The organism is Caldimicrobium thiodismutans, assembly GCF_001548275.1.
Lineage (GTDB): Bacteria > Desulfobacterota > Thermodesulfobacteria > Thermodesulfobacteriales > Thermodesulfobacteriaceae > Caldimicrobium > Caldimicrobium thiodismutans.
Genome location: NZ_AP014945.1, coordinates 1,265,722 through 1,279,151, shown reverse-complemented (window position 1 = coordinate 1,279,151; position 13,430 = coordinate 1,265,722). Strand labels below are relative to the sequence as shown.

The 13,430-nt window shown below is 37.7% G+C and carries 14 protein-coding genes; 4 read left to right on the top strand and 10 right to left on the bottom strand.

Going from position 1 to position 13,430, the window contains the following annotated elements; genetic code table 11:
• Positions 1–30: 30 nt before the first annotated feature.
• The 8 genes from THC_RS09530 to THC_RS06330 all read right to left on the bottom strand — a co-directional run bounded on the left by THC_RS09530 (position 31) and on the right by THC_RS06330 (position 8,562).
• On the bottom strand, positions 31–711 hold the full coding sequence (locus THC_RS09530; protein WP_068514966.1) for a MotA/TolQ/ExbB proton channel family protein: 681 nt from the start codon (positions 709–711) through the stop codon (positions 31–33).
• Positions 698–1,540, bottom strand: a complete 843-nt coding sequence (locus tag THC_RS06360) for a menaquinone biosynthesis family protein (protein WP_068514964.1) — start codon at positions 1,538–1,540, stop codon at positions 698–700. Before THC_RS06360 ends, THC_RS09530 begins: the two co-directional genes overlap by 14 nt.
• Positions 1,516–2,139, bottom strand: coding sequence for a phosphorylase family protein (locus THC_RS06355; protein WP_068514962.1), 624 nt, complete (start codon positions 2,137–2,139; stop codon positions 1,516–1,518). Before THC_RS06355 ends, THC_RS06360 begins: the two co-directional genes overlap by 25 nt.
• Positions 2,111–2,404 carry a hypothetical protein gene (locus THC_RS06350; protein WP_068514959.1) on the bottom strand — a complete coding sequence of 98 codons (294 nt, stop codon included), beginning with the start codon at positions 2,402–2,404 and terminating at the stop codon, positions 2,111–2,113. Before THC_RS06350 ends, THC_RS06355 begins: the two co-directional genes overlap by 29 nt.
• Positions 2,388–4,217, bottom strand: coding sequence for a sugar phosphate nucleotidyltransferase (locus THC_RS06345; protein ID WP_068514957.1), 1,830 nt, complete (start codon positions 4,215–4,217; stop codon positions 2,388–2,390). Before THC_RS06345 ends, THC_RS06350 begins: the two co-directional genes overlap by 17 nt.
• Before the next feature lie 62 nt (positions 4,218–4,279).
• Positions 4,280–5,830: a PD-(D/E)XK nuclease domain-containing ATP-binding protein gene (locus THC_RS06340; RefSeq protein WP_068514954.1), complete on the bottom strand. Its 1,551-nt coding sequence runs from the start codon at positions 5,828–5,830 to the stop codon at positions 4,280–4,282.
• Between the two features lie 113 nt (positions 5,831–5,943).
• Complete coding sequence (locus THC_RS06335) at positions 5,944–7,254, bottom strand: CobW family GTP-binding protein (protein ID WP_068514951.1); 1,311 nt, start codon at positions 7,252–7,254, stop codon at positions 5,944–5,946.
• Between the two features lie 15 nt (positions 7,255–7,269).
• Positions 7,270–8,562: a YncE family protein gene (locus THC_RS06330; protein WP_068514948.1), complete on the bottom strand. Its 1,293-nt coding sequence runs from the start codon at positions 8,560–8,562 to the stop codon at positions 7,270–7,272.
• 374 nt (positions 8,563–8,936) lie between these two features.
• Between THC_RS06330 and THC_RS06325 the strand changes: the two genes are divergently transcribed.
• Both THC_RS06325 and THC_RS06320 read left to right on the top strand, forming a co-directional pair.
• On the top strand, positions 8,937–9,737 hold the full coding sequence (locus THC_RS06325) for a DUF3786 domain-containing protein (RefSeq protein WP_068514945.1): 801 nt from the start codon (positions 8,937–8,939) through the stop codon (positions 9,735–9,737).
• Positions 9,730–10,116, top strand: coding sequence for a YidH family protein (locus THC_RS06320; RefSeq protein ID WP_068514942.1), 387 nt, complete (start codon positions 9,730–9,732; stop codon positions 10,114–10,116). Before THC_RS06325 ends, THC_RS06320 begins: the two co-directional genes overlap by 8 nt.
• Before the next feature lie 3 nt (positions 10,117–10,119).
• Here the strand turns inward: THC_RS06320 and THC_RS06315 are convergent, their stop codons facing one another.
• Together THC_RS06315 and proC are read right to left on the bottom strand one after the other, a co-directional pair.
• Positions 10,120–10,581 (bottom strand): 23S rRNA (pseudouridine(1915)-N(3))-methyltransferase RlmH, encoded by a 462-nt coding sequence (locus tag THC_RS06315; RefSeq protein ID WP_068514939.1) that lies wholly within the window; start codon positions 10,579–10,581, stop codon positions 10,120–10,122.
• Positions 10,578–11,402 carry a pyrroline-5-carboxylate reductase gene (gene proC, locus THC_RS06310; RefSeq protein ID WP_068514936.1) on the bottom strand — a complete coding sequence of 275 codons (825 nt, stop codon included), beginning with the start codon at positions 11,400–11,402 and terminating at the stop codon, positions 10,578–10,580. The genes THC_RS06315 and proC overlap by 4 nt, the downstream gene beginning before the upstream one ends.
• Positions 11,403–11,551: 149 nt before the next feature.
• Between proC and THC_RS06305 the strand changes: the two genes are divergently transcribed.
• Together THC_RS06305 and THC_RS06300 are read left to right on the top strand one after the other, a co-directional pair.
• Positions 11,552–12,148: an indolepyruvate oxidoreductase subunit beta gene (locus THC_RS06305; protein WP_068514933.1), complete on the top strand. Its 597-nt coding sequence runs from the start codon at positions 11,552–11,554 to the stop codon at positions 12,146–12,148.
• Positions 12,120–13,418 carry a phenylacetate--CoA ligase family protein gene (locus THC_RS06300; RefSeq protein WP_068514930.1) on the top strand — a complete coding sequence of 433 codons (1,299 nt, stop codon included), beginning with the start codon at positions 12,120–12,122 and terminating at the stop codon, positions 13,416–13,418. Before THC_RS06305 ends, THC_RS06300 begins: the two co-directional genes overlap by 29 nt.
• The last annotated feature ends 12 nt before the right edge of the window (positions 13,419–13,430 follow it).

Genomic DNA, 13,430 nt, shown 5'->3' with positions numbered 1-13,430 from the left:
TTTTCTTGTAAGGATCTGAACTTATGCAAGTCAATCCTTTAAAAATTCTCTTTTACTAATTATTAAAATTTTTCTATAGGTAAGTTCTAACTCTTTGGACAATTTTTCCTTTTTAAGCACAAAGTAATTGTAGGCAATACCTGCAGGTATAGCTACAAAAAGGCCCATAGCTGTATTGATGAGGGCTTCAGCAATACCCGGGGCAACTGTAGCTAAGGAGGCGCTCCCCTTAAGCCCGATCTCGTGAAAGGAGCGCATGATCCCCCAGACAGTGCCAAAAAGTCCTATAAAAGGAGCGGTGCTTGCTGTGGTGGCAAGATATCCAAGCCCCTTTCCAAGGTTAAGAACCACTCTTTCTTGTTCAATAAGAGCACACTCATCAACCTCTTTTTCAGCCTCAGTTCTAAAACTTTCAGCCCCCTTTTTTTCTATACTATAAAAATTATAGACCTCGGCAAATCTGGTTAAAAATTTCTTAAAACTCTGAGAAAGGAGATCCCCACTTTGACCTTTAACCTCTTTGACAAATAGGGAAAATTCTTTAATTCGCTCTAAACGATTATCCCAGTTTTCAATGGCACTTTTAAAACTGCGCAAAGAAATAAAGTTTAAAAAAATGTAATACCAGGAAAGAAAACTCATAAAAAAAAGGAAAAGTAAAACTAACTTTCCTGTTAATCCAATCTGAAAGAAGAATTTAAGAAATTCCATCTTTGTTCTCCCAGATAAAATTTTCTGGATCTTCCTTGAAATTCAAAGTCTCAAAAAAGACCTTAATCCCTTTTAGGGCTTCCCCTTCAAGTTTAAGGGTGTAGGAGTTTACATAGGTCTGAATATGATTAAAAATTACTTCCTGGCTTGGCTCTTGGGCATACTTTTTTAAGAGCGGATAAACCTCATCTTTCTTAGCCCAGGCATATTTTAAACTCCTTCTCAGGTCCTGTAAAATCCTGTTTTTTTTATCCTCTGGAAAATCTCTTTTTACAAGAAATCCCCCAAGAGGAAGTGGAGCATTAACCTTTTCCTCCCAATAGGTCCCAAGATCTTGCACAAGAAAGAGGCCATATTTTGCATAAACAAACCTCCCCTCGTGAATCAACACCCCAAGGTCAATATCCCCTCGGAGCAAGGCAGGAATAATCTCATAATAAGGTAAAAAAATCTTTTGAATTTCCTTGGGATAAAAAAATTTAAAAAGAAAATAGGCAGTAGTATATCTTCCAGGAATCCCAACTTTAAAATCTGCAAAGTTAAGCTCTTTTATCTCTTTACGAGAAACAAGCAAAGGCCCAACCCCAAAACCGAGGGCACTTCCACAGGAAAGAATTTGATAATCTGGATATACCTCGGGATAAAGGGCAAAAGAGACCTTTATTACTGGAAAAGCCTTTTTTAAGGCCAGCTCATTTAAGGTTTCAATATCAGCAAACTTAAAAGAATACTCAAAGGAGGTCAAGACTTTATTAAGAATTAATCCAGAAAGGATGAAGACATCATTGGGGCAGGGGGAGGCGGCTATTTCCACTCTCTCAATAGACATTCCCAGACCTCACGAAGCCTTTTTCCTGCCCTCTCAAAATCCCAGTCTTTCTCAGGTGCAGAAAGAATATTGCTTATGACTCTTATTTCAAGGAGAAAAACTTTGGTTCTTCTTGCTGCTCTTCCTACTCCAAAGCCTTCCATGTTTTCAGCCAGAACCTGAAATTTTTCCTCAATAAAACGCGCTCTTTGAAGGTCATAGGTTGCAGCACAAACTGTGGCAAGGGGCCCTCCCTGAGGATTAAAACCATTCACCTCAAGGATATAAATTAGCTTTTCTGTAAAAACATGGGTTAAAGGACAGTAATCCCAGGCAGGAATATTTTCAGGAAGAGGGGTAAGATGGGTCTCATATTTTCTTCCGAAGTCTACAAATTTTTCACAGGTGCCAACTACCACATCTCCTATCTCAAGCTCACTTTTAGGATAGGCTCCGGCAAAACCTGTCAAAAAAGCAAGACTCGGTCTCTTTTCACGAAAGATTTCATAAGCAGAAAGGGCTGAATCTATAGGCCCAATTCCAATAAGGTGAAGATCAAGAGATAGATCTTTTAAATATTTTGCCTCAAGCTCACTGGGAACAAGCACAAGAAAACTCATTTAATTCCCTCTCTCCAAGATCGTCTTGATAAAAAAGGCTACCCTTTATCCCCAAATTATAAAGCTCAGCCAGTAAAAAATCAACCTCAAAGGCCCTTAAAAAATTTCCCTCTGAATAAAAGGGAAAATAAAGCTTCACAGAAGGTGGGTTGAGGGAGTAAACCTCTATCTCAATCTTTGCCATTTCAGGAAGCCCCTTAAGATTCTCTTTAAAAAATTTTTTTACAAAAAGTCTTAAGTCTTTTTCACTACGAAAACTTTTCATAAAATCCTTTTTCCAAAAGCCTCTCTCTACATGCAAAGATTAGCTCCCTCAAGAGGGGATATTCTATCTCTTTAACCTCTTCCTCAAGATAGGAAAGACCCTGAGGAATAAATTTGAGAAAATACCCCTTTCCTTTAAAATAAGAAAGGTTCACATAGGCAGCAAGGGCCTGAAGATGCCTCTGAATCCTTAAATACTTAAAACTTTCAATAAAAAGTTCCTTTTCAAAGGAAGGCTCAGTTTCCCTTCTTCTCTTTAAATAAAATTCAAGCAATTCTTTTCTTATCTCCTCATCAAGCCTGTAATAGGGATCCCAGAGAAGGGAAGAAACATCATAACCTGAGGGTCCAAGCCTTGCCCCCTGAAAATCAATAAGATAGGGAGTCCCATCCTTTATCATTACATTCTGGGATTGAAAATCCCTGTGAAGAAGATTCTTGGGGAAGGAATCACAGATCCTTGCAAGCTCATCAAACTCTCTTTCAAGCTCTTTGGAAGCTTTTATTTCACAAAGGAATTCCAGAAATTTTTCAGTAAAATACCTTGTTTCCCAGCGAAAATGCTCAAAATCAAAAACTCTAAAGATCTCTGGGTTTTCAATCTTAAGGGTGTGAAGCTTAACCATTTCCTCTAAAACTCTTTTATACATCTCCAGTATCTTTGTCTTATTCCTTTTTCCTTTAAGCCAGGTATAGAGGGAGATATCTCCAAGATCCTCAAAAAGGATCTCTCCTCTTTCAAAATCTGCCCCCTTTATCTCAGGAACATTAATTCCACCTTTTCTCAAAAAAAGGCCATATTGATAGGTTCTTTCAAAATCCTGGGAGGGATTTTCCTCCTTCATAAGCACAGAACCATTAAAAAGCCTAAAAAATTTTCTATCTGAGCCTCCGCTTCCTATCTCTTCAAGGGTTCTTTCAAGATTTACAGGTATAAAGGTATCTTCAAAGAGAATACCCTCTGCAAAACTTCCTGAAATTTTTTTCTTTTCTGCAATAACTATAACATTTTTCAAGAAACTTCCCCTTTCAAAGGAGGTTTCAGTTTCAATGGAAATATAGCCTTGAAATTCAAGGTTATCACAATTAGCGGTAGGATGAAAATAGGCCGTTTCTCCCGAATTCTTAAGACAGTTTTTTACAGCTTTAAAATAACCTTCAGGGGATCCGCAATCCATCCAGAAACCTATAAGAGGGTAAGTTTTAATAGTAAATCCTGCCTTTAAGGCCTCTATCCAGGAAGAAACCACCGAGGAAAAACCTCTTTCAAGAAAATTCAGGAATTCTGGCTCATAAAGAGCAAGGCCTGAAAAACCCATTTTCTTGAAATATCTTTCAGGCTCAACATATCCCTCAACCCCTATAAGATTTCCTTCCTCATCAAGGAAAAGTCTGTTTTCCTCTGGATTATCAAGGATAAGAAGAGTGGCAATGGGTCTTTCTTTAAAATGAAAAGAGATAAATTCTTTTAAATCAACATCTGAAAAGATATCTCCATTATGAACTAAAAAGGTTGAACCCTTCAAAAAGGTCTCTGCATTTTTTAGGGCCCCTCCTGTTCCAAGAATCTCTTTTTCATAAAAAATCTCTACCCTCTCATTTAAAGGAAAATCTTCAATAAATTTTATGATTTTTTCACCGAGATGGTGAAGATTTATGGCTATTTCTTTAATTCCAGCCCTGTTAATTTTCTTAATTATTCTTTCAAGAAGGGGCTTTCCAAGAATGGGGATCAGGGGTTTAGGAATTTTTTCTGTAATAGGTTTAAGCCTTTTCCCAAAACCTGCACAAAGAATGAAAGCCTTAAGATTCATACCTTCTATAAGATACCACAATTTCCTTAACACAAAATTTTTATTCCGGGATTTTTCTCTAATTAAGAGACTTTTTCCCAGGAAAAATCTTTGATATTTCTCTCCCTTGAAGAAAACTCAATCCCGATAAGATAAATCTCCTTAGACTTCCCCTCATACTTCTTATGATACCCCTTCTCCTTAAGTTGAACTAAAGCTTTACCTTCTCCCCCCTCTCCCTCAACCACCTTGAACTCAAATAGATATGCCCTATCCCTATAAAGCACTGTCAAATCAATCTGCCCCTTATTCGTTATATCCTCAGGGATTACCTCAAACCCGGACCCACATAAAAAGGCATAAAAACAACTTGCATAATACCCCTCATAACGGGAAAGCTCATTCTTCCTGAACCAATCATGAGGTATCCCTGCATAAAGACTCTCAAGAACCCTCTTCATCTTCTCAAAATCCCTCTCCCTCACTGCCTCAATCATCTTAAGAGATAGCCTTGGTCTTTCTGAACTGAGCTGAGTAAAATAAGAAAAAAGAACTCTATTTAAGCTAATCTTTACCTCTTTATTCGGATAAGAAAGCTTATAGAGAATTAACCCTTCCTCTTCAATAGTTTCTTTAATGGTCAAATAACCCACCTGAAAGAGAAGGTTTTCTGGTTCAATATAGTCAAGGTCAAAAGAGCCAATCAGGTCATCAGTTGCAGTTAGGTCTTCAAGCTCAGGAAGATAAAAGCGTTTCTCCATTAAAAGCTTTACAAGAAAACTTGGAGTTCCTGTCTCAAACCAGTAGGGGTGAAAGGTTCTTTTTTCAAGATAGAGAAGCACATCAAAGGGATTGTAAACGGGTTCACCCAGCCAGGAATAACCATTATACCAGCATCTTATAAGCTCTAAATCCTTATCTTCTAATTCCTCTCTGAAGACCTCTTCAAGCTCTTTTTGAGTGAATCCGCAAATTGTTGAATACTCCCTGCTTAAAGTAATATCATTTAAGAAATTTAAGCCTGAGAAAATTGAAGACATATAAAATTTTAAAACCCCTGTTAAAAGAACAAATTTGAGATATCTATCAAGGGGCTTTAGAATAATGTAAAATTTTACAAGAATATCTCTTATTCTTTTTACAGTTTCTCTATCTTCAATGCAATCAAAAATAGGTTTATCATACTCATCAATAAGTACAACTACCTTTTGCTTATATTTTTCATAACTTTTAAGAATCAATTCTTCAAAACAGATATCATAAAGGGTTTTTTCTGAACAGGAGACTCCAAGGGTTTCCTGATTTTTCTCAAGCTGTTCAAGAATATAAGTTATTAAATGTTCCTCTCCTTTAAGGGTTCTTCCTCCAAAATCAATATGTATAACAGGATACTTAACACTCCAGTCCCAGTTTTTCTCAAGATAAAGCCCCTGGAAAAGCTCTTTTCTTCCAAGGAAGGCCTGCTTTAAGGTGTCCACAAAAAGGGATTTTCCAAATCTCCTTGGGCGAGAGAGAAAATAATAAGTTCCCTCTTCAACAAGCTTTGCAACAAAGGGAGTTTTATCCACATAATAATAGGGCTCACTTCTAATCTTTTCAAAGCTTGCAATCCCGATGGGAAGTTTTTTCTGCATAACTTTATTTTAAGGCCTCTTTTTTGAAAAATCAATGTTTTGTAATGCCTCCATATCTTTTGAGAAAAAAGTTTTTCTTTTACATCCTTTATATTCCTTATAAAAATGTGGACCTATGTAAAATTAAAAAGGTTTTGCCAGGCTTTCTTCTTTTCAGGAGTGTCAAGTCTTATAGAAAGATAGGCTTGAGGCAAAAGATAGCTTTCTCCTATATGAATAATCATATAATCTTTATATAGTTTTTGCAAAAAGTAACTGGTTATGGCACTTGGAAGATTCATAAACAGTAAAACCTTTTCAGGTCTTTTTAAAATCTCTTTTTCTGTATCCAAGAGAGTTGAATAAGTAAGGTCTTTAAGGGAGATAACTCTTCTATCAGGAAAAGAAGAATTCTTTTGTGTAACTATTAAATAGGGCGTTTTTTTAAGAAGCTTAAAGGTTTCTTTTACTGCCTTCCTTTCTGAAACAAATTTTCCCTCAAGGTAAGCAAAATTTTTTCTTCTATCAAAGGCAGAAAGAGGTAACATTAGCTCTTCAAGGTACTCCCTTTGCACAGAAAGAGGGAAATTTTTAAAATAAGGTTCTATAGGCATTTCACCAATAAAGGTAAGAAAAGGTTCTCCAGGATATTCTATTCTTTCCCAGGAAATATAGCCACAGCTGTAATTTAGGGCAAGAGGGATAGGGCTCTGGGCACATCTTAAGATTCCCTTTACCCGATAGATTTCTGGGGGCAAACTCCTTAGGTAATTCTCGATCTCCTCCCTTAAATAAAATCCTTGGGGTCTCAGAGTTTGAGTATAAAATCTTGGTTTGATCCCCTGGGTGTGGATAAAAGAATTTTTAAGTTTTCCTTCAGACCCTTTTAATTTTAGAAAATCTTTTAGAGATTCTTCTGCCTTGCCATTATAAACTATAAAAAAGGGCTTTCTTAAGGCTTTAATTTTTTTAAGGCGTTTTTCCAGTAAAAAATCACTTACCAAATCCGCCTTAGTTAAAATCAAACATTGGGCTGATTCAAGTTGACTTTCTATAAAGGGAGAATTAAAAAGTTTTTCAGGTAAATCCAGAGAAAGACAAGTAAAGGTCATCTCAATGGTGTAGCCTGATGTCTCAAGGGCCTCCCAGATGGGAAAGACTTCGGATACCCCAGAGGTTTCAATAAGGAGAGTGCTATTTTTTTCTTTTAAAGCATAAAGGGCTTTGAGAAAGGTCTCTCCTGCAGAACAACAAATACAGCTACCCTCTATTCCAAAAACCTCCAGGTTTTCTTGATAAAGTCTTATTTTATCAAAACTTATTTCTCCATAATCATTTACAAGTATACTTAGAGGCTCCCCCGCAAAAAGGGGGAGCAGATTTTTTATAATAAAAGTGGTTTTTCCACTTCCTAAAAATCCACAAACCAGATAGGCCCTGGGCATATAAGATGTAAAAACTTATCCTAAATAGGGATTTCTTATTCTCTCAAAGACCCCATAGAAGTCCTTTACCACCTGGCCCTGAGCCTGACCAGAATCACCCGTAATTATCCTCTTGATAATCTCCCAGCGATTAGTATCTATCACAAAAACTGAGTCTGCAACCCTATTTGAAGCATACATCTTTTTCCCATCCTTTGTAAATACCACATGTCCCATATGTTTCCCAAGACCTGTATCAATAATTCCTATACTTTCAAAGTTTTTAAGTGAGATAATTTCAAGCTTGGAATCACCATACTGGGTAATCACTGCAAAACGATTATCAGGACTGATATAGGCATGACCTACTCCCTTTACCTTAGAAAGGATTCTTTTAACCAATTTTTTGCTTTTAGCATCATAAACCTCAACAGTTATCCCCTCAAAGGGTGAAGCTCCTCTATTACAAACAAGAAAACATTTTCCATTATTGGTGAAATTTCCATGATGGCCCTCAATACGGGTAAGCTCAGCAAGTTCAGATGAATCAACTTCTACCTTTAAGATGTTCTTGAGATGTGGTTTAAAAGGATCCGAAATATTATAAATATAAACCAAAGGCCTTGCCCCAGAGTTTTTTGGTTCTCCATATTCAACGGTTACCCAGAGCTCCTTTTCCTTAAAATCAAAATAGTGAGGATTTCCTTCAACTTTAATTGAGCTTATTATCTTAAAGTCCTTGGTTGAAATAAGATAAAATTCATTATCTGCATAGTTTCCGATGACATAGAGGCTTCCATCGGGAGAAAAAGAACCATGCATACTGAAATCGCCTTTATGGTCAAGATTGTTAACAGGTAATTCTACAATTTTTGTTAGTTCCACACCTTTGGTTGAAATAAAGGCAATCCGAATCTTTCCCTCATCAATTCCTGAGTGATTAACTGCCACTAAGTCCCCTTTAGGTGAAACCACCGGATGTTTAGGTCTATTGCCGGTCTCAAGATTTTTAATAAGATGGAGTTTTTTAGTATCTATAACAGAAACCATCCTCTGACCTGGGGCATTGTTTGCCACAAAAAGTAAATCTCCATTGGGTGTAATAGAGCCAAGGGTCCCTCCTTTACCCTCTGTTGAAATTTTGTCAACTATTTCATCACTTGCAGGATCAATGACAACTACCGCCCCATCTCCCCTTAAAGCAAAGACATAAGAATCTTTCTGCAAGGAGACCCCTTTGGCAAGAGAAAAACTCTTTTGAAAAACCAAAAAAGAAGCAGCAAGCCCAGCAGACTTTAATACCTCCCTCCTTGAAACCCCCTTCTTCATAAGCCACCTCCAATAATATTTTAAGTTAATAAATTATTTATTAAAGTTTTTTAAAAAGTCAATATATTGTTAATCAAAAATAAAAGATTTTAAATTTGCCCTCTTTTTACATAAGTTCACATCCTTACAAAGAAAGAAGGATGAAAATAGGGAACACATAACAGGCAAACACTTAAGTTCGTCCCTACAAAAGGGCTAATAAAACGCGTAGGTTGAATCAAAGGCTTCACAAATTTATACAGGGGAGGCTTTATAGTTAATCATAAAAGGAAATGCAGATTTATCTCCCAAAAAGGCAGATTTAAGTCTCAAAAAATGTGGACGCTTATATTTTGACTTGCTTTTCTGAAAATCTCTCTTAAATTTTTACTTTGATGAAAAGTTATCTTGATCTTTTGAAGCTTCTTCCAAAGACAAATTGTAAAGAATGTGGCTTTGAGTCCTGCCTCCTTTTTGCCCTAAAAGTCTTCAGTAAAGAAGCAGCCCCTGAAAAATGCCCCTATCTTCCTCTTGAAAGCCTACCTCAAGAACTCTTGAGCTCAAAGCTTTCCTTTAATCAACTCCTTGAAAATTTAAAATATCTCAAAGAAAGATTTAGAGCCCTAAATCTTATTGAAATTGGGGAAAATCTTGGAGCCCTCTTTGAGAAAGAACCCTTCTCTTTAAGGCTTTTTTATCTTGATACAGAAATTACCCTTCCCCTTGATACCCATGGCCACCCTCTTGAACTTAAGGACCTAAGGGGAAAAGACCTTGATCCAAGAGATGAAATCCTTCTCTGCAATTACTTCCTTTTTAATGGAAAGGCTCCTTTAACAGGAAATTTTGTTAATCTCTCTGCATTCCCTCACTCTATCTCCAAGGTTAAAACTTTAAAACTCTATGCAGAAGACCCCTTAAGGGAAATTTTTTCAGAGGCAAAAAGCCATATAAGGGAATTGCTTAAAAATTTTAGAATCTCAGAGTTTAAGGAGAGGGAAGGAGGTTTTTCAGTGATTATTTGGGCCTTACCAAGGATTCCTCTTCAGGTAAATTATTGGGAAGGTGACCCAGAAGAAGGGCTTCCTCCAAGTTGTAAAGTCCTTTATGATTCCTCGGCAATCACCTATCTTGATCTTGAATGTTTAGTTTTTCTTGCTGAAAGACTTGCTGAAAAATTGAGGGACTATGCCTGAAAATCTTCAGAAGCCTGTTGATGCAAGGTATTATCTTGCAGTAGAGCGAACCTTTCTTGCCTGGATAAGAAGCGCAATTGCCTTTCTTGCCTTCGGAATAGCCATAGAAAAATTTGACTTCTTTTTAAAATTTGCTCTAAAAACTCAAGAATTGTCCCCCTTACCACCTATAGAAAAATATCCTCATTTACACTATCTTGGAAAGCTTCTCATAGGAATTGGCATTCTAAGTCTTATCTTTGGAAAAATAAACTTTTATAAAACCCTGAAAAAAGTTGAAACTGGGGCTTATAGAACCTCCTTCTGGCTTTATTTCCTTTATTTTATAATCTTATTAATCTTATCCTTAGGATTATTCCTTTATTTTCTTTTCGGTTAAGGCTTACTCTCTGTGATAGGGATGACCTTTAAGTAGGCTTATAGCCCTGTATAGAGCTTCAGAAAGGACAAGAAGGGCAAGTTCATGATTTAGGGTAAAATCTGAGATTTTTAGAGATTTATGCGCCTTCCTTTTTAAATTTTCTGAAATCCCTTCAGGACCACCTATAAGAAAGGTTATGCTTTTTTCTCTTGAAAGAAGCCTTTCCAAAAATTCTGAAAATTCCTTAGTGGTAAAGCCTTCTCTTCTTTCATCAAGGATAATAAGAAAAGTTTTTTCGGGAAGATTTTTTAAAAGGGTTTCCTCCTCTGCCTTAAGCCTTTCTTCCCTTGTGGAAAAGCTTCCCTTAACCTTAGGGAAAAAAGCCTCAACTTTTATCCATTTAGTAAGTCCTTTGAGATAATAATCAAGCCCCTCTTTTACAAAGGGGTATTTAAGAGGCCCTGGGGCAAGAATATAAATCACTTATTTTCAAATTCCTTACTTAGCTCTTTACTTCTTTCAAAGGCACTTCTTATAGCGGAAATAACTATACCTGAAAAACCCTCTTTATAGAAGACCTCAAGGGCAGAAATGGTTGTTCCACCAGGGGAGGTTACCATGGCTTTAATCTGATAGGGATCCTTCCCAGTCTTTTTTATCATCTCTAAGGTTCCTTCAAGGGTTGAAAAGGCAAGTTTTTCTGCTACAGCCCTTGGAAGTCCACATCTAACTCCTGCGTCAGTTAGGGCTTCGAGAAAAAGGGCCACATAGGCAGGCCCTGATCCTGAAAGGGCTGTAACCGCATCCATATAGGTCTCTTCAACCCTTATAACTTCACCTATGGCTGAAAAAAGCTTTTCCACCAAGGAGAGCTCCTCTTCTGAAACATAGGGGCCCTTGGCAATGGCACTTATGCTTTTATGAATAAGGGCGCAGGTGTTAGGCATGATTCTTACTATTTTGGTTTTCTGAGGGAGCCTTTTTTCATAAAAACTCAGAGGAAGCCCTGCTGCAATGGTAAGAATTAAGTGCTTTTCGGGATTAATGTTATCCCTTATTTCTTCAAGCACTTTCCCCATAACCTGAGGCTTTACAGCAAGAAGGATAAGATTGCATTTGTTTACCAGTTCAGAATTATTTTGAGTTGTTTGGATGTAGTAATATTCTCCCAGATATTGTCTTCTTTCCCCTACAGGTTCTGAAATAAGAATTTCTTTTGGAGAAAAGAGGTCTCTTTCAAGAAATCCTTTGATCAGAGCTTCTGCCATCTGGCCCCCGCCAATAATACCTATTTTTTTGATCATTATTACCTCCAAAGGTTGATATTTCTCCTGATTATAATCCCCTGCTCTCTTCTTGCAAAGGCTATAATGGTGTTATTTTTACATATTCACTTGTGATTATGCAAAATATGTGTTAATCTTTTTTTGAATTTTCAGACAGGGGGGCTCTTATGGCAAAGGAGACGAACAATATTTTGCTTTCAGGAACAGGAGGTCAAGGGATTATTCTTGCCAGCCGGATGATTGCTCTTTGTGCCCTAAAAAGTGATTTTGATGTTAAGGAAAGTGAAATTCACGGAATGGCACAAAGGGGAGGCTCAGTTATTGGTCAGATTCGCTTTGGAAAAAGGGTATATTCACCTACTATACCAGCTGGTTCTGCTGAGCTTATGCTTGCCCTTGAAGAGCTTGAGGCCCTGAGATATCTTCATTATCTTAAGGAAAAAGCCACCATTATTTTGAACCGCAAGCAGATTCCTCCTGCAGGATTTGATCCTTCTCAGTATCCTCAAGATATTCCTGAGAGGATTAAAAATAAAGGGTTTCGGGTCATTGAAATTGATGCAGAAGAGGTGGCTAAAAATCTGGGCAGTTCCAAAGTAGAAAATACCATTCTTCTTGGTGTTTTATCCCTCTTTCTCCCTTTTAAAGAGGCTATCTGGAAAGAGGTTATAAAAGAGGCTGTCCCAGGGAAATTTCTGGAACTGAATCTCAAAGCCTTTGAGGAGGGAGTTCGCCTTGGAAAGGAGTTATTACAATCCCATTGAAGTTGCACCTAGAGAAGACCTGAGGATTTTACAATTAGGAAAACTTAGAAAAATTCTCAATAAAGTTTATAAAAAGGTTCCCCATTACAGAGAGAAATGTAAGAAGGCCAAGATTAAGCCCTCTAATTTAAAAACTCTTGAAGACATCAGGCACTTTCCCTTTACCACCAAGGAGGATCTTTTTGTGGATTATCCCTTTGGACTTCTTGCTGAGCCTCTTGAAAAGGTGGTAAGGCTTCACACCTCAAGCGGGACCACAGGGAAACCGAAGGCCCTCTTTTTTAGCAAGAGGGATATTTTTGCACAGGCACATCTTATTGCCCGCTCCCTCTATATGAGTGGGGCTACTTTCAGAGATATACTTCAGAATTCCATGACCTATGGGCTTTTTACAGGGGCCCTTGTTATGCACTACGGGGCTGAGCTTCTCGGGATGCTTGTAATACCAGCTGGTCCTGGAAATACTGAAAGACAGATTGAGCTTATGCAAACCTTTGGAACCACCTGTATTCACATGACCCCTTCTTATGCCCTTTATGTGGCTTCAGTTATTCATGAAAAGGGCTTAAAACCCGGAAAGGACTTAAAGTTAAAACGGGCTTATCTTGGGGCAGAGCCTTATACAGATGAAACCAGACAAAAGATTGAGGAGATGCTTGGAGTGGATGTGTATAACTGTTATGGCCTTTCTGAGATGGGAGGCCCGGGAGTTGGTTTTGAGTGCCCTGAAAAAAAGGGGCTTCACCTCTGGGAGGATGCCTTTCTGGTTGAGATAGTTAATCCCCAAACAGGAGAGCCTGTAAAACCAGGTGAGGTGGGAGAACTTGTGCTTACAAGTCTTAATAGAGAAGCTATGCCTCTTATCAGATATCGCACAAGGGATCTTACGCATTTTATTCCAGAACCCTGTTCCTGTGGAAGAACTCATGTGAGAATCGCACGCATCCTTGGAAGGGCTGATGATATGTTTATTGTAAGAGGAGTAAACATCTTTCCCCAGCAAATTGAGGCAGTTCTTATGAGTATTAAAGGGGTGGCTCAGAATTATCAGATTCTCCTTGAGGGTTATGATGAGATGACGGTTAAGGTTGAGATTGATAGGGATTTCTTTGATGGAAGAATTGAAAGACTTCTTAAGTTGAAAGAGGAAATTGCTGAAAAATTGCGGCAGGCTATTCAAGTGCGTCCTAAAGTGGAACTTGTTGAGCCAGGAACTTTACCTGTGAGTGAGGGCAAAGCGAAAAGAGTGATTGATAACAGAACTCTTTAGAGGGGGGTGATT

Bases quoted from the DNA above. Each gene is read 5' to 3' on its own strand.
- THC_RS06355 (WP_068514962.1), bottom strand. From the start codon at position 2,139: ATGAGTTTTCTTGTGCTTGTTCCCAGTGAGCTTGAGGCAAAATATTTA.
- proC (WP_068514936.1), bottom strand. From the start codon at position 11,402: ATGATCAAAAAAATAGGTATTATTGGCGGGGGCCAGATGGCAGAAGCT.
- THC_RS06350 (WP_068514959.1), bottom strand. From the start codon at position 2,404: ATGAAAAGTTTTCGTAGTGAAAAAGACTTAAGACTTTTTGTAAAAAAA.
- THC_RS06360 (WP_068514964.1), bottom strand. From the start codon at position 1,540: ATGTCTATTGAGAGAGTGGAAATAGCCGCCTCCCCCTGCCCCAATGAT.
- THC_RS06330 (WP_068514948.1), bottom strand. From the start codon at position 8,562: ATGAAGAAGGGGGTTTCAAGGAGGGAGGTATTAAAGTCTGCTGGGCTT.
- THC_RS06335 (WP_068514951.1), bottom strand. From the start codon at position 7,254: ATGCCCAGGGCCTATCTGGTTTGTGGATTTTTAGGAAGTGGAAAAACC.
- THC_RS06305 (WP_068514933.1), top strand. From the start codon at position 11,552: ATGGCAAAGGAGACGAACAATATTTTGCTTTCAGGAACAGGAGGTCAA.
- THC_RS06325 (WP_068514945.1), top strand. From the start codon at position 8,937: ATGAAAAGTTATCTTGATCTTTTGAAGCTTCTTCCAAAGACAAATTGT.
- THC_RS06320 (WP_068514942.1), top strand. From the start codon at position 9,730: ATGCCTGAAAATCTTCAGAAGCCTGTTGATGCAAGGTATTATCTTGCA.
- THC_RS09530 (WP_068514966.1), bottom strand. From the start codon at position 711: ATGGAATTTCTTAAATTCTTCTTTCAGATTGGATTAACAGGAAAGTTA.
- THC_RS06345 (WP_068514957.1), bottom strand. From the start codon at position 4,217: ATGAATCTTAAGGCTTTCATTCTTTGTGCAGGTTTTGGGAAAAGGCTT.
- THC_RS06340 (WP_068514954.1), bottom strand. From the start codon at position 5,830: ATGCAGAAAAAACTTCCCATCGGGATTGCAAGCTTTGAAAAGATTAGA.